This window comes from Amycolatopsis sp. NPDC059021, from assembly GCF_042739895.1.
Classification (GTDB): domain Bacteria; phylum Actinomycetota; class Actinomycetes; order Mycobacteriales; family Pseudonocardiaceae; genus Amycolatopsis.
On the sequence record NZ_JBHYIQ010000038.1, the window covers coordinates 54,267 to 74,388 of the forward strand.

The 20,122-nt window shown below is 69.8% G+C and carries 17 protein-coding genes; 10 read left to right on the plus strand and 7 right to left on the minus strand.

Going from position 1 to position 20,122, the window contains the following annotated elements:
• Positions 1–128: 128 nt before the first annotated feature.
• Positions 129–1,313 (minus strand): macrolide family glycosyltransferase, encoded by a 1,185-nt coding sequence (locus tag ACFWX1_RS22785; protein ID WP_378390342.1) that lies wholly within the window; start codon positions 1,311–1,313, stop codon positions 129–131.
• A 308-nt stretch (positions 1,314–1,621) separates the two neighbouring features.
• Between ACFWX1_RS22785 and ACFWX1_RS22790 the strand changes: the two genes are divergently transcribed.
• The 6 genes from ACFWX1_RS22790 to ACFWX1_RS22815 all read left to right on the plus strand — a co-directional run bounded on the left by ACFWX1_RS22790 (position 1,622) and on the right by ACFWX1_RS22815 (position 7,522).
• Positions 1,622–3,199: an alpha/beta hydrolase gene (locus ACFWX1_RS22790; protein WP_378390344.1), complete on the plus strand. Its 1,578-nt coding sequence runs from the start codon at positions 1,622–1,624 to the stop codon at positions 3,197–3,199.
• Positions 3,200–3,346: 147 nt separating this feature from the next.
• Positions 3,347–4,273 carry an ABC transporter ATP-binding protein gene (locus ACFWX1_RS22795; protein ID WP_378390346.1) on the plus strand — a complete coding sequence of 309 codons (927 nt, stop codon included), beginning with the start codon at positions 3,347–3,349 and terminating at the stop codon, positions 4,271–4,273.
• Entirely contained in the window at positions 4,270–5,001 is a 732-nt protein-coding gene (locus tag ACFWX1_RS22800) for an ABC transporter permease (RefSeq protein WP_378390348.1), read from the plus strand. Before ACFWX1_RS22795 ends, ACFWX1_RS22800 begins: the two co-directional genes overlap by 4 nt.
• 160 nt (positions 5,002–5,161) lie before the next feature.
• A complete protein-coding gene (locus tag ACFWX1_RS22805) occupies positions 5,162–5,803 on the plus strand; it encodes a hypothetical protein (protein ID WP_378390350.1) in 642 nt (213 codons plus the stop codon).
• A 76-nt stretch (positions 5,804–5,879) separates the two neighbouring features.
• Positions 5,880–6,197: a transcriptional regulator gene (locus ACFWX1_RS22810; protein WP_378390352.1), complete on the plus strand. Its 318-nt coding sequence runs from the start codon at positions 5,880–5,882 to the stop codon at positions 6,195–6,197.
• Positions 6,194–7,522, plus strand: a complete 1,329-nt coding sequence (locus tag ACFWX1_RS22815) for a DNA polymerase IV (RefSeq protein WP_378390354.1) — start codon at positions 6,194–6,196, stop codon at positions 7,520–7,522. Before ACFWX1_RS22810 ends, ACFWX1_RS22815 begins: the two co-directional genes overlap by 4 nt.
• Before the next feature lie 121 nt (positions 7,523–7,643).
• On the opposite strand, the gene ACFWX1_RS22820 is transcribed toward ACFWX1_RS22815, so the two are convergent.
• The 4 genes from ACFWX1_RS22820 to ACFWX1_RS22835 all read right to left on the minus strand — a co-directional run bounded on the left by ACFWX1_RS22820 (position 7,644) and on the right by ACFWX1_RS22835 (position 12,883).
• Complete coding sequence (locus ACFWX1_RS22820; RefSeq protein ID WP_378390356.1) at positions 7,644–8,723, minus strand: glycoside hydrolase family 88 protein; 1,080 nt, start codon at positions 8,721–8,723, stop codon at positions 7,644–7,646.
• Between the two features lie 319 nt (positions 8,724–9,042).
• Entirely contained in the window at positions 9,043–10,071 is a 1,029-nt protein-coding gene (locus ACFWX1_RS22825) for a family 2 encapsulin nanocompartment cargo protein polyprenyl transferase (RefSeq protein WP_378390358.1), read from the minus strand.
• Between the two features lies 1 nt (position 10,072).
• Positions 10,073–11,464, minus strand: coding sequence for a family 2B encapsulin nanocompartment shell protein (locus ACFWX1_RS22830; RefSeq protein WP_378390360.1), 1,392 nt, complete (start codon positions 11,462–11,464; stop codon positions 10,073–10,075).
• Between the two features lie 3 nt (positions 11,465–11,467).
• Complete coding sequence (locus ACFWX1_RS22835) at positions 11,468–12,883, minus strand: family 2B encapsulin nanocompartment shell protein (protein ID WP_378390362.1); 1,416 nt, start codon at positions 12,881–12,883, stop codon at positions 11,468–11,470.
• A gap of 436 nt (positions 12,884–13,319) precedes the next feature.
• Here ACFWX1_RS22835 and ACFWX1_RS22840 point away from each other — a divergent pair, with 436 nt between their 5' ends.
• The 3 genes from ACFWX1_RS22840 to ACFWX1_RS22850 all read left to right on the plus strand — a co-directional run bounded on the left by ACFWX1_RS22840 (position 13,320) and on the right by ACFWX1_RS22850 (position 17,045).
• Positions 13,320–14,087: a hypothetical protein gene (locus ACFWX1_RS22840; protein WP_378390364.1), complete on the plus strand. Its 768-nt coding sequence runs from the start codon at positions 13,320–13,322 to the stop codon at positions 14,085–14,087.
• A gap of 3 nt (positions 14,088–14,090) precedes the next feature.
• Positions 14,091–15,368, plus strand: a complete 1,278-nt coding sequence (locus ACFWX1_RS22845) for a DUF6923 family protein (RefSeq protein ID WP_378390366.1) — start codon at positions 14,091–14,093, stop codon at positions 15,366–15,368.
• 90 nt (positions 15,369–15,458) lie between these two features.
• Positions 15,459–17,045: an esterase-like activity of phytase family protein gene (locus ACFWX1_RS22850; RefSeq protein WP_378390368.1), complete on the plus strand. Its 1,587-nt coding sequence runs from the start codon at positions 15,459–15,461 to the stop codon at positions 17,043–17,045.
• 1 nt (position 17,046) lies between these two features.
• Here ACFWX1_RS22850 and ACFWX1_RS22855 read toward each other — a convergent pair whose 3' ends face one another.
• Positions 17,047–18,063, minus strand: coding sequence for an autoinducer 2 ABC transporter substrate-binding protein (locus tag ACFWX1_RS22855; RefSeq protein ID WP_378390370.1), 1,017 nt, complete (start codon positions 18,061–18,063; stop codon positions 17,047–17,049).
• 276 nt (positions 18,064–18,339) lie between these two features.
• Between ACFWX1_RS22855 and ACFWX1_RS22860 the strand changes: the two genes are divergently transcribed.
• A complete protein-coding gene (locus ACFWX1_RS22860) occupies positions 18,340–18,798 on the plus strand; it encodes a DUF4396 domain-containing protein (RefSeq protein ID WP_378390372.1) in 459 nt (152 codons plus the stop codon).
• A gap of 24 nt (positions 18,799–18,822) precedes the next feature.
• On the opposite strand, the gene ACFWX1_RS22865 is transcribed toward ACFWX1_RS22860, so the two are convergent.
• The gene (locus ACFWX1_RS22865) at positions 18,823–20,043 is read right to left on the minus strand and encodes a glycoside hydrolase family 88 protein (RefSeq protein WP_378390374.1); all 1,221 of its coding nucleotides are present in this window, start codon (positions 20,041–20,043) and stop codon (positions 18,823–18,825) included.
• Between the last annotated feature and the right edge of the window lie 79 nt (positions 20,044–20,122).

The window sequence follows — 20,122 nt, forward strand, 5'->3', positions numbered from 1 at the left end:
CCCCTCTCCCATCAACCCAAACCAACCCCCCACCCCCCGTCCCCGTCTTGCTCTCTTTTGCCTCTCTCCCTCTCCTCGCCATCCTCCACCCCCCCCCTTCAGCGCGTGTTATCGGAGGAAAGTCCCCTTCAGCTCGCGTCCAGATAGGACTCGACGGCATCGGCCGCGGCGCGGACGCCGCCGTGGGACCGGATCTCCGCCTTCAGCTCGGCCAGCCGCGCGGCGACGGCGGGGGAGCCCGCCACCTCGTCGACGGCGGACCGCAGCGTCGCGGCGGTGACCTCCTCAGCGGGCAGGTGCTTGCCGACGCCCAGTTCCTCAAGCTTCGCCGCGTTGCCGAACTGGTCGGCGGCCTGCGGGATCGCCACGGTCGGCACGCCGTACCACAGCGATTCCGTGCAGCCGCCCATCCCGGCGTGCGTGATGAACGCCGACGCCGCGTCGAGCACCGCGAGCTGCGGGACCTGCGGGTACGCCTCGAACGAATCCGGTAGCGGCCCGAGATCGGCCGGGTCGACGTGCTTCCCGATCGACATCACGACGTGCCAGTCCGAGTCTCCGAACGCCTCGACGCACGCGCGGTAGACGTCGAGCTGGTCGTTGAACGCCGTGCCGAAGGAGACGAGCAGGACCCGTTTCCCGTCGGCGGGCGGGGTCCAGCTCCGGTCGGCGAGCCTGTTCTCGTCGAGGCACGGCCCGACGAACCGCACGGCATCGGAGACGCGGCCGGCGTTGGGCTGCATCGCCCTCGGGATCAGCGAGAGGATGTGCTCCGGCAGCGAAATCCAGTCCCAGGGGTCCTGGTCGATACCGTTTTCCTTCAGCCAAACAGAATAAGCAGCATGATAGTCCTTTCCGGACGGTGAGTTCTGGATCGGCTCCATGACTTCCGCCATGTCCTCGCGGTAGCCCTCCCAGGCCACGAGCGTCGGCGACAGCTGGACCGCCGGGACGTCGTAGCGCCGTCCGAGCACCGGGGCGGGCAGGCCGCCGATGTCGTAGAGCAGCAGGTCGGGGCGGTCGTCGTCGTAGACCTCGGTCAGCCGGGGGAAGACGGCGATGGCCTCATCGAGGAACACGCGCATGGCTTCGGCGGGTTCCTCCGGCCACACGGCGGCCTCGCCGAGCGGGAAGATCGTCGGGTGGGTGACGACCTCCGCGCCGGTCGGGGCGACCAGGTCCGCGAGGGGTTCACCGACCACGTAGCTGACCCGGTGCCCCCTGGCGACCAGCTCGCGGATGACCCCCAGCGACGGGTAGATGTGGCTCGGCGCGGTGCAGCCGATCATGGCTATGTGCTTCTGCGAACGCATGAAAGTCCTTTACCGGTAACAGATGTAGTGCGTGGACGGCGCGCAGAAGAAGGGGGCCTCATCCGATGGCGGGGGCCCGGCGGTCACGCCGTCTCAGGACAGCCGCAAGCGCGCGAAGTAGATCAACATGAGACGTACCGTATCCGTCTCCGCGGTGGGGTGCCAATCGGTTTTTTGCCGGATTGATCCGGACTCCCGGTCCATCTTTAGTAGGCTTTCGGCCCAACTATGCCGCGATAGCCGTCCACGAGCGACCGGTCCGGTTTATGGTGCACCCGCTTCCACTGTGGGAGAAAGGGAGAAAATTCGTGAGACGAGCTGTTTTCGCCGCGGTGGCCGCTGCCGCGCTGGCCTCGACGCTGGCGGTCGCCCCGGCCGCGAGCGCCGCGCCCGCCGCAGCGCCATCCCCGATCGCCTGGGGTGCCTGCGCCGACCAGGCACTGACGGCCGCCGGCGCCCAATGCGGCTACCTCTCGGTTCCGGTCGACTACGCCAAGCCCTCGGGCGAGAAGATCCAGCTCGCGCTGAGCCGGATCCAGCACAAGACCCCGGAGGCGCAGTACCAGGGCGTCATGCTCACCAACCCCGGTGGCCCCGGTGGGTCCGGGCTGCGGCTCGCGCTGGCGGGCAAGCGGGTGCCGAACCACGCCGGTGACGCCTACGACTGGATCGGCTTCGACCCGCGGGGCGTCGGGAGCAGCAAGCCCGCGCTGTCGTGCGAACCGAACTACGCGGACTACAACCGGCCCAACTACCTCCCGCTGACCCCGGGCATGGAGAAGGTCTGGCTGGACCGGACCAAGGCGTACGCCGAGGCCTGCGGGAAGAAGAACCCGCGCGCGTTGCTGGAGAACATGAAGACCACCGACACCGTGCGCGACATGGAGAGCATCCGTGCCGCGCTCGGAGCCGAGAAGGTGAACTTCTACGGGTACTCCTACGGCACCTACCTCGGCCAGGTCTACGGGACGACGTACCCGCAGCGCGTGCGCCGGATGATCCTCGACTCCACGGTCGACCCGCGCTACGTCTGGTACCAGGTTAACCTGAACCAGGACGTCGCCTTCGATGCCAACCTCAACACCTGGTTCGGCTGGGTCGCGAAGCACGACGACGTCTACCACCTCGGCACCACCCAGGACGCGGTCAAGCGGGTGTTCGACGAGCAGCTGCTCAAGGCCTCGGTCAACCCTGCCGGTGGCGTGATCGGGCCGGACGAGCTGATCGACGTCTTCCAGCAGGCCGGGTACTACCAGCTGCGCTGGACGCTGCTCGGTGACGCGCTTTCGCGGTACGTCAACAAGGGCGACTGGCAGAACATGAAGACGTTGTTCGAGAACTTCGGCGGTCGCGGCGACGACAACGGCTACGCCGTCTACCTCGCCGTGCAGTGCACCGACGTCCAGTGGCCTGCGAACTGGAACCGCTGGCGTGCCGACAACTGGCGTACCTTCGCCAAGGCGCCGTACTTCACCTGGCAGAACGCCTGGTACAACGCGCCGTGCACGAACTGGCCGGTGAAGCCGGGCAAGCCGGTGAACGTCCAGGGCAAGGGTGTCGAGAGCGTGCTGATGATCGACGAGACGCTCGACGCGGCGACGCCGTTCGAAGGCAGCCTCGAGGTGCGTAGCCGCTTCCCGGGCGCGGCGCTGATTGCCGAGCCGGGCGGGACGAGCCACGCGATCACCCCGCGCGGGAACGCCTGTGTGGACAACAAGATCGCCGACTACCTCGCCACCGGCAAGCTGCCGGATCGCAAGCCGGGGCGCACGGCCGACGTCGAATGCGCGCCGCTGCCGCAGCCGACGCCGCCCCCGCCGACGGCGGCCAAGTCGGAGCTGCCCGCGAAGCAGAGCGCGCGAGTGGAGCAGCCTCTCTTCGGCTGACCTCCTGAGTGCGTAGAACGCCCCGGCGACCTCGTGTCGCCGGGGCGTTCGTGGTGTCCGGGGCCACTGTCGCTTTTCTCCGCAGGGAGCTTTGTGTTACAAAGTGCCCATCGACTTTGTGGTTCAGAGTAGTTCAAGGGGGAAAGCATGGGGGCGGAAACCGAGGGGCCCGCGTTCAGCCTGCACGGGCTGACCAGGCGGTTCGGCGATGTACTGGCGGTGGACGGCGTCTCCGTCGAGGTCGCGCGCGGCGAGGTCGTCGCGCTGCTGGGGCCCAACGGCGCGGGCAAGTCGACCACGGTCGACCTGCTGCTCGGCCTCGCCAGGCCGGACGCGGGGGAGGTCCGGGTCTTCGGCGGCGAGCCGAGGACGGCGGTGGAGAACGGCCGGATGGCCGCGATGGTGCAGAACGGGACCCTGCTGCGGGACCTCACCGCGGCCGAGCACGTCTCGCTGGTGCGTTCGACGCACGAGCGGCCGCTGCCGGCGAAGGACGTCATGGCGCGGGCCGGGATCACCGGCTTCGCGAATCGCCGCTGCGGCAAGCTTTCCGGTGGGCAGCAGCAGCGGGTCCGGTTCGCGATGGCGCTGGCCGGGGACCCGGACCTGCTGGTGCTCGATGAGCCGACGGCCGCGCTCGACGTCGACGGCAGGCGCGAATTCTGGACGTCGATGCGGGAGTTCGCCGCCTCCGGCCGGACGGTGCTGTTCGCGACGCACTACCTCGCCGAGGCCGAGGACTACGCCGACCGCGTCGTGCTGATGCGACACGGCCGGATCGTCGCGGACGGGCCGGTCGCCCAGGTGCGGGCCGCCGTCGCGGGCCGGGTGCTGCGGGCCGTCGTGCCCGGCGCGTCGGAGGCCGGGCTGGCCGCGATCCCGGGGGTGTCCACCGTGCGGCTGCGCGGGGACCGCGCCGAACTCGCGTGCGCCGATTCCGACACCGCCATCCGCGGGCTGCTGGCCGCGTTCCCGCTCGCGGCCGACATCGAGATCACCGCCGTCGGGCTGGAAGACGCGTTCCTGGCACTGACCTCCGACAACGCCGCCGTGCCGCAGGGAGCCCTCCGATGAACGCGACCTACCTGCGCCTGGAGATCCTGCGCATCGCGCGCAGCCCGCAGTTCGCGCTCTTCACCATCGGCATGCCACTGGTGATGTTCCTGCTCTTCGGCGGGCTTTTCGGCGACAACGTCACGCCCGACGGCGTCAAGGCGGGCGTCGTCACGATGGTCAACATGGCGGCGTACGGGGCGATGACCGGCGCGTTGTTCACCGGGGCGAGAGTCGCCACCGAACGCACCGAGGGCTGGCAGCGTCAGCTGCGGGTGACGCCGATGCGCGCGCCCGGGTATCTCGCGGTGAAGGTGCTTTCGGCGATGGCCGTGGCCCTGCCGGTGATCCTGATCATTTTCGCGGCGGGCCTGATCCGCGGTGAACACCTCACGCCCGGCCAATGGCTGACGGCGCTGGTTTCGCTGTGGGCGGGAGCCCTGCCGTTCGCGGTGCTGGGCCTGCTGGCCGGGCTGCACGGCAAGGGCGACACCGTCGGCGCGGTCACCGGGGCGCTGATGCTGCCGCTGGGCATGTTCGGCGGGCTGTGGATGCCGCTGGAGATGCTGCCCGACTGGATGGGCACGGTCGCGCGTTTCCTGCCGTCGTACTGGCTGGGCACGCTCGGGCGGGCGCCGCTGACGCACTCTTCCGGGACGGGGATCGCGGTGCTGGTGCTGGCCGCGTGGCTGGTGGTGCCCGCGCTGGTGGTGCTGCGGCGGTTCCGGCTGGACACGGCCAAGTTGTGATCACACGCGTTACCAATCCGACCGAAAGTAGGCGGATACGGTCCGCAGCCGACCCGCTCGTAGGTACTGTTTCCGCCGTGGCTGCCGTCGGATTGGGAACCAATGGCACAGTAGCTTCCGTGCTGTATCGGGGGTCGGCATGGCGGGAGGGGCGAGCAGGGTGGATGACGAAGCCGAGCCGATGTCGGCGGAAGAGTCGCTGAACCTGATCGCCCGGCAGAAGGAGCAGCTGCGCCGGGAACTGCGGTTCGAACCGGCGCGGCTGCTCCTTGTCTGGGGTGTGGCCTGGCTCGTCGGCTGGGGGCTGCTGTATCTGGCCATCACGCGGGCGTTCGTGCCGGTGTGGCTGGGGATAGTCGTGGTGGCGGCGTTGTTCGTGGCCGCCATCGGCTATTCCGCGTTCTATGGCATCCGCCGGAGCCGGGGGATCCGCGGGCCGTCCCGGCTCAGCGGCGCGCTGTACGGCTGGAGCTGGGGGATCGGCTACCTCGGGCTGTGGGTCGTGAACGTCCAGATTGGACGGCTCGGCCTGCCCGATGGCGCGATTTCCCTGCTGTGGTCGGGAAGTTCGCTGCTGCTGACCGGAGTGCTCTATCTCGCGGGCGGCGCGATCTGGCAGGACAAACTGCAGTTCGGCCTCGGCGGGTGGATGATCCTCTCGGCCGCGGCGAGCGTGCTGGCCGGATATCCGGGCAACTTCGGTGTGCTGTGCCTCTGCGGTGGCGGGGGATTCCTGCTCGCCGCGCTGGTGTACGTCGTGCTGGAGCGGCGCGGTCACACGGTGCGCGGGCGGAACCCATGAGCGAAGCTTGCGAGCGAATCATCGACATCATGCGCCAAAAAGGATCGAACACTGTCTCGCGAAGCGAGTCGATCGCATGAGCGAGGAGTTGCCGCAGCTCGACCCGGTGATCCACGCGCAGGCTCGGCTGCGCGTCACGGTCGCGCTCGCCGGGCTGCACACCGACGACCAGATCACCTTCCCGCGCCTGCAACAGCTGCTCGACATGACCCCGGGGAACCTCTCGACGCATCTGCGGAAACTGGAGGACGCCGGGTACGTCGAGATCACCAAGGCCTACGAGCATCGTACGCCGGTGACGCTGGTGCGGCTCACCGCGCGCGGGCGGGTCGCGTTCGAGGACTACACCCGTGCGTTGCACCGGCTGCTGGAGGTGCCGGGGGCCGAGCGGTGAGCCGCTGGGTGATCCACCTCGACCTCGACGCCTTCTACGCCTCGGCCGAGCAGCTGACCCGGCCGACGCTGGCCGGGCGCGCGGTCGTCGTCGGCGGGACGGGGCCACGCGGCGTCGTTTCCGGGGCCAGCTACGAATCCCGGGTCTACGGCGTGCGGTCGGCGATGCCGATGTCGCAGGCGCGGCGGCTGCTGCCCGCGGGCGGGGTGATCCTGCCGCCCCGGTTCCGGGTGTACGAGTTGCTGAGCAAGGAGGTCTTCGACGTCGTCGGCGAGTTCGCACCGGTGCTCGAACGGATCTCGCTCGACGAGGCCTTCGCCGAGCCGCCCGATTTGGCCGGTGCGGACGTCGAGACGGTGACGGAGTTTTGCGAACGGCTGCGGGCCCGGATCCGCTCGGCGACCGGGCTGGTCGCGTCGATCGGCGCGGGCACCGGCAAACAGGTCGCGAAGATCGGTTCGGACGAGGCCAAACCGGACGGTCTGCTGGTGGTCCCGCCGGGCACCGAACGGGAATTCCTCGCCCCGCTGCCGGTGCGGGCGTTGTGGGGGATCGGCCCGGTGGCCGAGTCGAAACTGCGCGTCATCGGCGTGCAGACGCTGGGGGAGCTGGCCGCACTGTCCGAAGCGGACGCCGTCGCCACGCTCGGCGGCGCGGTCGGGCGGGAGCTGCGGCGGCTGGCCGGGGGTTCCGACGACCGGCCGGTGGCCGAGCGCGGCGAGGCCAAGCAGGTCAGCGCCGAGACGACGTTCGACGTCGACATCATCGACCTCGCCGCGTTGCGTGCCGAGATCCGCAAGATCGCCGCCGGTGCGCACAAGCGGCTGACGCAGGCGGGGCGGGTCGCGCGGACCGTGGTGATCAAGCTGCGGCACACCGACATGAGCACGGTGACCCGGTCGGAGACCACCGCGTCCCCGACCGACGACCTCGAACAGCTCACCGCCACCGCGGAACGGCTGCTGCTGGATCCCGAGGAGTTCGGCGGGGTGCGGCTGGCCGGGGTCGCGTTCAGTGGCCTTTCCGTGCCGCACCAGGACGCCCTGTTCACCCTGACACTGTCCACACCGGACACTCCGGCTCCCACTTCTCCCGCCGCTCCTGTGACTCCCTTGGTTCCCGCCGCCCCCGACGTCCCCAGCACCTGGCGCCCCGGCGACGACGTCGCCCACGACGAACACGGCACCGGCTGGGTCCAGGGCGCGGGCCAGGGCCGCGTCACCGTCCGTTTCGAAACCCGGACCTCCGGCCCCGGCGCCGCCCGCACCTTCGCCCAGTCCGACCCCGCCCTCCGCCGCGCCGACCCCTCCGCGTGTCTCGCGTGACCGGACGACTCGCGTACCCAGACGGACGACACACTGGGCTGACCTGGCGGCGGCGTGTCGTCCGTTCAGGTACGCGAGTTCGCCGTTCAGGTACGCGTGTCGTCCGTTTGGGGACGGGTGACTAGCAGCCGGGGGTGAGGTTGGCGACTTGCTGGCCTGTCAGGAGGAAGGCGCCGACGCCGTAGGCGGCGGTGTCGGCGGGTTTCGCGGGGCCGGGGGCGGCGCCGACGGGCTGGACGTAGCCGAACCGGCCGTCGGGACGTAAAGCCTTGGTGGACAAGGCTTTCCAGCCGCGGTCGACGACCGGGCGGAAGCGGGCCGCGTCGAGGATCCCGGCGTTGACGCCCCACGCGAGGCCGTAGGTGAACATCGCGGTCCCGCTGCTTTCCGGGCCGCCGTAGTGCCACGGCCGCAGGAGATCGGAGTTCCAGAACCCGTCACCGCGCTGCGTGAACCGCAGCGTGTTCGCCATCTTCGTGAACACTCGCAGGTACTCCGGCCGGCGCGGATCCGACGCGGGCAGCACCTGCAGCACCTTCGTCAGCGCGGCCAGCGCCCAGCCGTTGCCCCGCGCCCAGAACGTCCCGGTGCCGACATAGCGCGCGTCCCGGTACCACAGGCCGGTGGCCTCGTCGAACAGCCCGATCTCCTTTTCCGCGTGGTGGAACAGCTTCTGCATGGTGTCCAAAATGGACTCGTCCTGGTCGAGGAGGCCGATCCTGGCGAACGACGGCATCGCCATGTTCAGCGCGTCGACGTAGTTCCAGTAGTCGTCGTGCCCCTGCGCGACACTGGCGACCTCGGCCGAGATCCGGGACCGCAGATCGGCGAGAATCGGCGGATCCGGATGGAAATACGTGTACAGATCGAGATAAGCCTCGCCCGCCGCTTCGAAATCCGGGAAGAACGGGCGTTTCGGATCGTTCTGCAAGAGGTAGCCGTTGGCCTTCGCCCACGGCAGCGTCTTGTGGTTGGACACCCCGGTCGTCCGTACCGTGGCCAGGTTCCCGACGTGGAACGTCGCGTTCTGCCAGTCCGGCGCCGCCAGGTTCGTCCCGTGCTCGAGCCAGTAGTTCCCGGCGGACACCATCGCGTCGGCCACCGCGCACGACGCCGGTGCCGCCTCGGCGGCCGGAGCCGTCACCAGGGTGCCGGCCAGCGCCGCCGCCGCGATCAGCCCACGGCTTCCCAGAAAACGCATTCGCGCGTACTCCTCAGCAGGTTCGTGGCGGCGGAATGGGGATACCGCAACGACTTTCGTGCGTCCCGGTGAGAGTGTCAAGAGACCGGTGACCGGGACCCGCGTGCGTGAAGGCGGAACTCGCGCGATGGGAGGCGGAACTCGCGTGTCTGGATGGAGAGCTCGCGTGATGGGATGGAGAACTCGCGTGTGCGAGCGTGGGACTCGCCGACAGCGGCGCGTGCGTCGGCGAGTCCCACATCGGCGTGCCGGGGTGCCGCACCCTGGCACGCTCCCGCGAAAGGGGAACCCGACTTTCCCCGCGCGGGAGACCGTGGAGTCAGCGGCTCCGGTGGGTGAGGAGCCGGGCCAGCGCGGCCAGTTCGGCACCGGGCCGGGGCGAGGGGTTCGCGACGGCGAGGTGCTGCATCGCCTCCGCCAGCAGGAGATCCGCCTGCGACCGGCTCCACGTGCGGCCGCCCGCCAGCTCGACCAGCTCCGCCGCGCGGGCCAGCTGAGGTGCCGACAGCGGGAGTTCCTGGGCGTACAGGCAGGCCAGCTCGCGCATCCCGTCGGCGCCCGAGGCGAGCGCCGCGACCACCGGCAGCGACTTCTTCCGGTTCTGCAGATCGGAGAACACCGGCTTCCCGGTGACCTCGGGATCGCCCCAGATCCCGAGCAGATCGTCGACGTGCTGGAACGCCAGCCCGAGCGACCGACCGAACAGGCCGAACCGTTTGACGAGCTCGGGCCGTCCCCCGACGGCGAGGCCGCCGAGGGCGCAGGCCGAGCCGATCAGCGCGCCGGTCTTGCCCATCGCCATCCTCGCGCATTCGTCCGGCAGGACCTCGGTTCGCCGCTCGAACTCGAGATCCTCGCTCTGCCCTTCCAGCAGTTCCAGCGTCGCGGTGCTGAGCGCCCGGACACCGGCCGCGCCGCCCGGCGCGAGGATCTCCATGGCCAGCGACAACAGCGCGTCCCCGGCCAGTATCGCCGCCGACGTGCCGAACACGCTCCACGCCGTTGGCCGGTGCCTGCGGGTGGTGTCGCCGTCCATGACGTCGTCGTGCAGCAACGAAAAGTTATGCACCAGCTCGACCGCGACGGCGGCGGGAAGGGCCTCGGCGGCCTCCCCTCCCGCCGCCTCCGCGCACAGCAGCACCAGGGCCGGGCGGACCGCTTTCCCGGCCCTGGCGTGGATCGGCTCGCCCCGTTCGTCCCACCAGCCGAAGTGGTAGCCGGAGATGTGCCGCATCGCCGCGGGCAGCCGGTCCACCGCCGCGCGCAGCGCCGGATCGAGCAGATCCCGGCTCCAGACGAGGACCTCGTCGGCGGACCGCTCGACGGCGCGGGTGTCGGTCGTGCTCATCTCACCGGCCGATCTCGACGTCCTGGAGTACCCCGAGCGCGTCCGGAACCAGCACCGCGGCCGAGTGGTAGGCACTGACCAGATAGGACGTCACCGCGCGGTCGTTGATGCCCATGAACCGCACGTTCAGCCCCGGCTGCCGTTCGTCGGGCAGCGACTCGGGCCGCAACGCGACGACACCGTGATCGTCCGCGCCGGTGCGCATCGCCAGGATCGACGTCGTACCCGTTTCGCTGATCGGGATCTTGTCGCACGGCAGGATCGGGACCCCGCGCCAGGTCGTGACCCGCCGCCCGTCCAGCACGTCGTTCGCCGGATACACCTTGCGCGCGGTGCACTGCCTGCCGAACGCGGCGATCGCCTTCGGATGCGCGAGGAAGAAGCGCGTCTTGCGGCGGCGGCAGAGCAGATCGTCGAGGTCCTCCGGCGTCGGCGGCCCGGTGCGGGTGGTGATCCGCTGGCCGAGATCGGCGTTGTGCAGCAGGCCGAAATCGGTGTTGTTGACCAGATCGTGTTCCTGCCGTTCGCGCAGCGCCTCCACGGTCAGCCGCAACTGCTGTTCCAGCTGATCCATCGGGTCGTTGTAGAGATCCTTCACGCGGTTGTGCACCCGCAGGACGGTCTGGGCGACGGCGAGGTCGTACTCGCGCGGGGAGGCGTCGTAGTCGACGAACGTGCCGGGGATCGGCGGTTCGCCGTCGTGCCCCGAGGCGAGGTCGATGCTCGCCTCACCGGCCTTGTTGTGGGGCTTTTCCGGGCTGGCGAGCACCTCGGCGATGTGCGCGCGCAGCGAGTCCGCCCGCCCGTTCAACGCCCGGAACGCCGCTTCGGTCAGCACCAGCACCGTGCAGCTCGTCGCGGTCTTCGCGGTGAATGCCCATTCCCTGGCCTCACCGCTGAGCATCTCCCCGCCGAGCTGATCACCGTCGCTGGACGTGCCGAGCAGCTGCGGGTCGCCGTATTCGCCGACGCCGAGCCTGCTCACCTTGCCGTGCGCGATCAGCACGACCATGTCCACCGGGGACCCGGCCGTGGCGATCACCTCGCCCGGCCCGTACTCCCGCTGTTCGAACCGTTCGGCGAGCGCGGCCAGCGCCTGCTCGTCGGAAAACCCGCGCAGCAGCGGGAGTTCCGCGAGTTCGGCGGGGATCACCTGCACCTGCGCGCCGGTCGCGACGAAGGTGATCTTCCCGTCGCCGACGGTGTAGGTGAGCCGCCGGTTGACCCGGTAGCTGCCCGCCGGGATGCCGACCCACGGCAGCTGCGAAAGCAGCCACCGCGGGGTGATCCCGCGCATCTGCGGGACGGTCTTGGTCGTCGTGGCGAGTTTGCGCGCCGCGGTGGTACTGAGGGACTGCTGGGGCGGCGCCGCGGGTTCCTCGATGAGCGTCACGGCTCAGCCTTCCCGTCCGATCTCGGCGTTCTCCAGTACCGCGAGCGCGTCGGGCACCAGCACGGCCGCGGAGTAGTAGGCGCTGACCAGGTAGGAGATGATCGCCTGGTCGCTGATGCCCATGAACCGCACGTTCAGCCCCGGCTGGTACTCGTCGGGCAGCCCGGTCTGGTGCAGGCCGACGACGCCCTGCGCGTCCTCGCCGGTCCGCATCAGCAGGACCGAGCTGGTCCTGGTCTCGGTCACCGGGATCTTGTTGCACGGCAGGATCGGCACGCCGCGCCAGGCGGGCACGTGGTGACCGCCGAGGTCGACCGAGTCCGGGTACACCCCGGCCTTGGTGAACTCGCGGCCCATCGCGGCGATCGTCCTCGGGTGCGCGAGGAAGAACCCGGGGTCCTTCCACACCAGCGCGAGCAGCTCGTCGAGGTCGTCCGGGGTGGGCGGGCCGGTGCGCGTCGGCACGCGCAGGTCGAAGTCGGCGTTGTGCAGCAGGCCGAAGTCGCCGTTGTTGATCAGCTCGTGTTCCTGGCGTTCGCGCAGCGCCTCGATGGTCAGCCGCAACTGCTGCTCGATCTGGTTCATCGGCTGGTTGTAGAGGTCGGCGACGCGGCTGTGCACCCGCAGCACGGTCTGCGCGACGCTCAGCTCGTACTCGCGCGGCGAGGCGTCGTAGTCGACGAACGTGCCGGGCAGTTGCGGTTCGCCGTCGTGACCGGACGCGAGGTCGATCTCGGCCTCGCCGTGTTCGTTGCGGGACAGCTGCCCGCCCGCGACGAACTGCTCGAGGTGATCGCGCAGGGTGTCCGAGCGGCCGACGATCTCGTCGAACGACTGACGCGGCAGGGAAAGCACCGTGCACGCGGTGACGGCCTTCGCGGTGTACTCCCAGATCACGTCCCCGTTGGTGAGCACGGTCTCGCCGAAGTAGTCGCCGTCGGCGAGGGTGCCGAGCACCGTCTGGTCGCCGTATTCACCCGCGCCGACCTTGCTGATCTTGCCGTGCGCGATGAGGTACACGCGGTCGGCCTGGTGCCCGAACTCGACGAGCACGTCCCCGGGCTGGAACTCCTGCTGGCTGAACCGGCGCGCCAGCTCGCCCAGCACGTCCTCGTCCTCGTAGCCGCGCAGTGGCGCCAGTTCGCCGAGTTCGGCCGGGATGACGCGGACCTCGGAACCGGCGCTGGTGAACTGCACCCTGCCGTCGCCGACGGTGTAGCTCAGCCGGCGGTTGACCCGGTAGGTACCACCGGAGACCTCGACCCAGGGCAGCACCTTCAGCAGCCACCGGGAGGAGATGCCCTGCATCTGGGGGACCGACTTGGTCGTCGTCGCCAGGGTGCGCGCGGCGGCACGGCCGAGACTCAGTTGCGGTTGTTCGGTCGGGTTCGCGGAGTCGACCGGCTCGGTGACAGTCACAGTGAGAACCACCCATCGTCGAGTGTCTGACCGCGCGCGAAAACACGCGCAGCTGGGAATCGTCTTATTTCCGCTCTTAGCGCGGGTCGAGGGGCACCGCGGATTCAACATAGCAAGCCGGGGACGTCGCACAAGCACACGATCGGGTCACCGGGCGCACTGTCGCGATAGGTGAAAATGATCAATTCGGACAGTGGTGACCGCATGTGTCCGCGCGTCACTCGACCGGGAAAACTCCTTGTTCACAGGGGGAATGCCTGGTGCGCAGGGCGAGCGCCCGGCGGGTCCCCGCTGGGGAAATTGGGCCGAACGGCCATAAGATCGCCGTCCAATAAGGCCACTCGGATGAATCGCCGATTCTCCGGTTGTCGCCTATTCAATAGCTGACTAGTTTGGGCGAGTCGCCGGGTCGAATACGCCGGAAAGGGACAACCGGATGAACATCTACGTCACCGGGATCCTCTGGGTCGTCGGCGCCGCCGTCGTGGGCGGGGTGATCGGCTACCTGGTCCGCCGGTTCGGCTGGGACGAGGGCCGCCGGGACAACAACGACGCGGCCGGTCAGGTCTTCACCATCATCGGCGGGCTGCACGCGGTGCTCGTCGCGTTCGTGCTCATCTCGCTGTTCGACGCGGTCAACACCGCGCGGGAGGACTCGTACAAGGAGGCCAACGGGGTCATCGCGGCCGCGTGGGCGGCCGAATCGCTGCCGGGGGACGTCAAGGACAAGGTGCGCCAGCTCGCCCAGGCCTACGTCACCACGGTCGAGAAGCAGGAGTGGCCGCGGCTGGCCGACGGCGGGAAGGTGCCCGGCACCGGCTGGTCGCAGCTCGACCAGATGCGCCAGGTGGTGGCCGCCGTCGAGGTGGACGGCCAGGACGGCTGGCTCGTCGATCGCAAGCAGCAGGCGACCACCCAGCTGTGGGAGGTCTTCCAGGCCCGCCAGACCCGGCTCGAGAACGCCGGGCACCGCAACGTCGGGGGCGTGGTGTGGTTCGCGCTCATCCTCGGCAGCCTGATTTCGGTGCTGCTGCCCAACCTCTTCGGCGGGACGAGGCTCGCCGCGCACATCGTCATCGTCTCCACTCTCGCCGGTACCGTCACGCTGCTGCTGTTCGCCATCTACCAGCTGCAGAACCCGTTCAGCGGCGGCGCGAGGGTCCCGGCGGACGCGTTCAGCTCGGCGCTGCAACGGCTTTCCTGATCCATGCGCGCACACTGGGTGGCTCTGGCGGCGGCCGTCGCGGTCGCGGGCCTGCTCGCGATGACCGGCGCGCTCGCCCCGCCGGAGTCCACCGCGGGCGCGCCGGCCGAGTGTGCCGTCCTGCAGGCCGAGAACGAGCACGAGGGCGCGCCTTCGACGTTGCGCAGGCTCGCCGTGCCGTCCGGGGCCACCGAAAGCCTGGCCAAGATCGGCTACTGGGTCAACGCGATGGGCTACGCGGAAAAGCAGGATCTCGTCTACGCCGTCGCGGACGGCACCCCGGCGGGCCGGTTCCCCGACGGCGCGCACGCGGTGACGATCGACCGGAAGAACACGGTCGCCGACCTCGGGCCGGTGGCGCGCGCGGGAGCGCGCCGTCCGGTGTGGAGCCTGGTCACCGGCGCGACCGCGGGCGCCGTGGCGGGAAAGACGTGGTATGTGCGGCGGGACGGCGAACTGTACACAGTGGACATAGACCCGGCGAGCCCCGACTACGTCCGCGTCGTCGGCCAGGTCCCGCTGCGCCCGATCTCGCTGGCCATCAGCGTCGATGACTTCGCCTACGACCCCGCCGACGGGTTGTTGTACGGCGTCTCGACGTCCTCACGCGGTGGCAGCGCGGTGGTCACCCTCGACCCGGCGACTGGCCGCGTCGCCGAACGGCCGGGTCTGCGGTTCCCGCCGGCGACCGCGTACGGCGCGGTGGTACTCGGCAAGGACGGCGCGCTGTACGCCACCGCGAACCGGATCGGGCACCGGAGTGTGACCTACCGCCTGCCGCGGGACGGTTCGGGCCCGGCCACCGAGGTCGCGACCGGGCCGCCGCTGGTGAGCGCGGACGCCGCGGGCTGTCTCGGCCCGCCGCTCCCGCCCAGCACACCACCGACGACGCCCACGACACCACCGAGCACGCCGCCGACCACTCCGCCCAGCAGCGTGCCGCCCCAGCCCCCGCCGTCCAGTCCGACCTCGGTGGCGCCGCCCCCGGTGGAGCCGCCGCCCTCGCCACCGGTGGCCCCGGTGGTCCCACCCCCGCCACCGCCCCCGGTGACGTCGGCGCCCCCGGCCACCAAGCCGCCCGCCACGCCACCGGTCACGCCGCCGACGTCCTCGAAACGCCCGCATCCGGCGGCGACGCCGACCCCGAGCCAGAGCCAGGCCGTCGATGCCAAGCGGTCCCACGCGGAGAGCGTGAAGACGCAGCGTCGCTGGGGCGTCACCGCTTTGGTACTGGTGCTCGGCGCGGGAGCGGTCGCGACCCACGTACGGCGCGGTCGTTAACGTCCGCGTCGTCTCGAAGACCGCGTCCGTCCATGTCGGGCGCCCAGACTCCTTCTCCGGCGTCGTGCGACGCCGGAGAAGGAGAGACGGATGAAGCGGGCGAGAATCGTTGCCGCGGTGGGAGTTCTGGCGCTGCCGGTGCTCACCGCGGGCACTGCCGGGGCGCAGGGGCTGCAGGCCAGGGACGACCACTACCGCGTACGGGCCGGGAAGACGCTCGATGTACGTCATCACGGCGTCCTGGCCAACGACCGGCTGCGCGGCCCGCTCGGGTCGGTGGTGCGGCACACCGCGCCGTCGCACGGCTCGGTGAGCATCGACCCGTCCGGCACGTTCCGCTACACCCCGGCGCCCGGGTTCACCGGCACGGATTCCTTCACCTACACGGTGTCGGACGCGGTGAAGCTGTACCCAGCGGACGTACCGCCGCTGGCCACCATCGGCGGCGTCCAGATCAAGGGCGGCGCGTACGGCTCGTCACTGGCCGCGGCGCCGGGCTCGCCGCACGAGGTCTACGGGCTCACCGACCGCGGCCCCAACGTCGACGCCCCGGACGGCGGGAAGATCGAACCGCTGCCCGCGTTCACTCCCGCGATCGGGAAGTTCCGGCTGGACGGCGGGAAAGCCGTGCTGGAGAAGGTGATCCCGCTGCGCGCGGCGGACGGCACGCCCTATTCGGGCCGGGTCAGCACGCAGGCGAGCACCGGCGAGAAGATCGTCGACCTGGACGGGAAACCGCTTGCCACCGACCCGAACGGCTACGACTCCGAGGGGCTGGCCGTGCAACGGGACGGCACGTTCTGGGTGTCGGACGAGTACGGCCCGTTCATCACGCACTTCGGCCGGGACGGGCGCGCGATCGAGCGGCTGTCGCCCTTCGACGGTTCGCTGCCGAAGGAACTGGCGAACCGCGTGCCGAACAAGGGCATGGAAGGCCTGACGCTGACCCCGGACGGCCGGACGCTGGTGGGGATCATGCAGTCCGCGTTGCAGCAGCCCGATCTCACCAAGAAACCGGGCAGCGTCACCACGCTGCGGATCGTCACGGTCGACCTCGCCACGCGCGCCACCCGCGAATTCCTTTACCTGCTGGACAATCCGAAGGACACCAAGACGGCGGTCAGCGAGATCACCGCGCTGTCGGCGACCCGGTTCCTCGTCGATGAGCGGGACGGCGCCACGCAGCCCGGCGCGTACAAGAAGCTGTTCGAGATCGACCTCGCCGGGGCCACCGACGTCGGCCCGCGCACGACGGCGGGGCCGTACGACGCGGCGAAGGGCGGTCTGCTGGTCAAGGGCAAGAGCGTCGACGCCTATGTCGGCACCGGTGACACGGCGACCGCCGCCGCGGACCTCGCGGCCGCGGGGATCAAGCCGGTGTCGAAGAAACTCCATCTCGATCTCGGCGCGCTGGTGTCCGGTTTGGATCCGGCGGGCGGGTTCTTCGGGCACGACAAGGTCGAGGGCGTGTTCAGTCCGGACGGTGGCCGGACCGTGGTGCTGGCCAACGACAACGACTTCGGCATCGACCACGTGACGAACTCCGCGCCGCCATACCAGCTCGGGCCGAAGCTGCTGCCCGGCGGCCGCCAGGACGACGGCGAATACCTGGTCGTCGACACGGCGAAACTGCCCGCCGCGACGAGCACCGCCACGGTGACGATCAGCGTGCGGTAGGTCAGTACTTGAACTGGTCCACGTTCTGCTGGGTGATCAGCAGCGGGTCACCCAGCAGGATCATCCGCTGCGTCACGTCGTATTTCACCGCGGGCAGTTCGAGGCTGACCTTGTTGACCGGGGCGAGCTGCCTGCCCTCGGCGAGCTGCTTGCCCGTCCACGCGGTCAGGTAGCCGAGCGACTCGACGTTCCACAGCACCGACTGGGAGCTCGACCCGTCGAGCAGGTACGGCTTGATCGCCTGCGGGGTGCCGACCCCGACGGTGAACACCTGCCCGATCTTCTGCTGGTCCCGCACCGCCTGCGCGACACCGGGCGCGGACGTCGTGCACTCGCCGACCAGCCCGGTGAGATCCGGGTGCCGGGCCAGCAGTTCCTTGGCGAGGCTGGTGGCGTTGTCCTTGTCCTCCCCGGCATACACCGTTTCGACGAGCTGGGCCTGCGGATACCGCTCGGCGGTGTACCTGCGCTGGACCGCGATCCAGGCGTTGAGGTTCGCCGCGGTGGGACCGCAGGACACGATCGCGTACTTGCCCTTCCCTCCCGTCTTGGCCATCAGCGCGTCGGTGAGCGCGGTGCCCACCCCCTCCGTGGTCGCCTGGTTGACGAACACCTCGCGCTGCGTGCCGGGCGCGTCCGTGTCGGACGTCAGCACGTGGATGCCCTTGGCGCGGGCGTCCGCGATCACCGGGGCCAGCGCGATCGGGTCGTTCGGCGCCACCGCGATGACGTCCACCCGCTGCCCGACCAGGTCCCGCACGATCGACACCTGGGCCGCCGGGTCCACCGTGGACGGCCCCTTCGAGATCCACTGGATGCCCAGCTGCTTCGCCGCCGCGCGGCCGCCGGTGTCCATCGCGTCGAAGTACGGGATACCCGCGACCTTCGGCACGAACGCCACCCTCGGCACCTTGCCCGGCGCCGCCCCGTCCACGGCCTGACGGCCACAGCCAGCCACGGCGGACAGCACCGAAAGCAGCACCACACCCAGTACGAGCGTCTTCATCGGCGCCGGCATCCCCACCCATTCCTCACAGGTCCTCACAGCACTCACGAACGGTCTACGCGCGGTGGAGACCTGGGGCGAAAGTAGGGGAATCGGTAACCACGGTCAACGGGCTGTACGCAAAGGGTTACTCATTTGTTCGTCGTGCCCGCCGCGCCCGGATCGCTCCGGACGGGTACCCCCAGGGGGTTGGTGCTTTCCCGCGTGGTTTATTCCGGGAACGAGGTGCCTGAGGACGTGAAAGTCCTCGCACTTGCCTGAGTACCCTAGGGGGGTATAGTTGCCCGCATGAACGAGACACGACACGGAGCCAGCTGGTCGATGGCCGCCACGGCGACCCTGCACTGCCTGACCGGCTGCGCCATCGGCGAGGTGCTCGGCATGATCCTGGGTACCGCGTTCGGCCTGCACAACGCGGCGACCGTGGTGCTCTCGATCGTGCTGGCGTTCGTCTTCGGCTACGGGCTGACCATGCGGGGCGTGCTGAAGTCGGGGCTCGGCCTCGGGCCCGCCTTCAAGGTCGCGCTGGCCGCGGACACGGTGTCGATCGCGGTGATGGAGATCGTCGACAACACCGTGATCGTCGCGATCCCCGGTGCCATGGACGCAGGGCTGGCCAGCGTGCTGTTCTGGTTGTCACTGGTGATCTCCCTGGCCATCGCCTTCGTGGTGACGGTCCCGGTCAACAAGTGGCTGATCGGCCGCGGCCTCGGCCACGCCGTTGTCCACTCCCAGCACCACCACTGAGGCACCGGACGGGCGGCCGCGCGATCAGACCGAGGACAGGTCGATCGCGCGGTCGGCGTCGTGCGGCCGCAGTACCCGCAGGATGCCTTCGAGCAGGTAGTAATCGGCGTAGGGGAGCGAGATCTCGACGCCGTCCTCGCTGGGACGGTTGCGGGTGCAGCGCGCCACGATCGCCTCGGCCCGCGTGGAGCGCGTCGTGAGGCAGGTGCGGGACAGCGCCGTCAGCAGGCGCAGCGCCGCCTCGCGGTACTGCGGTCGCTTCGCCACGACCGCCAGGTCGAGCAGCCCGCAGGCCATGATCGCCCCGGCGGACGCGTCCTTGACGTCGTAGGGCTGCTGTGGCGCGAGGTAATCCCACACCGGTACGTGGTCCGGGGTAAGCGCCTTCAACGCGAAGTCCGCGAGTTTCCGCGCGGTGGCGAGGAATTCGCGATTCCCGGTGCGCCGGTACATCGTGGTGAACCCGTAGATTCCCCAGGCCTGCCCGCGTGACCAGCACGACTCCGGGCTGTAGCCCTGCACGGTGCCGGGGCCGACCGGCGCCCCGGTGGCCGGGTCGAAATCGAACACGTGCGGCGTCGAGCCGTCCGGGCGCGGGAACACGCGTTGTGCGGTCTTCGCGTGTTCGGTGGCGATGCCGAGGTACTTCGGGTCCTGAGTCTGCTTGCTCGCGAACGCCAGCAGATCGAGGTTCATCATCGTGTCCATGATGATGCGGCCCGCGTTCTTCGGATCGTCCAGCCTGCCCCAGGCCCGGATGAACCGGCCGCGCGGGTTGTAGCGCTGGATCAGCGAATCCGCCGCCCGTATCGCGCCGGCACGCCAGTGGTCGTCGCCGGTGAGCCGCCACGCGGTGACCCACGATGGGTAGAAGAGGAAACCGAGGTCGTGCGTGCTGGTGTCGGTCTGACGCGGCGCGAGTTTTTCCGCCGAAGCGAGCGCGAGCGCACGGAATTGCTCGTCACCGCTGTACAGCCACGCCATCCACAGCGTTCCCGGCCAGAACCCGCCCACCCAGTCGCCATTGCTCGAATAGGTCCATTTCTCGAACTTCGTCCCGACCGGAAAGGCGGTGACGCCGGGAGCGACGGCGCGCAGCTTCGCCACTGCGTAGTCCGCGGCCGTTCGCAGCACAGGTTCCTGGCTCGAAAGGTCTTCCGCCGCCGCGGCCGTGGGGGAGAGGGTGGTCGCCGCCACCGCGGCACCCGCCGCGGTGCTCAACAGGGTCCGCCGGGAAACGCTCACGAGTACCCGCCATCCGGTGGGGAACAAGATCGCGCCGAGTTTTCCATAATGGCGACGTGGTTGTATAGCCGCGTTCGGC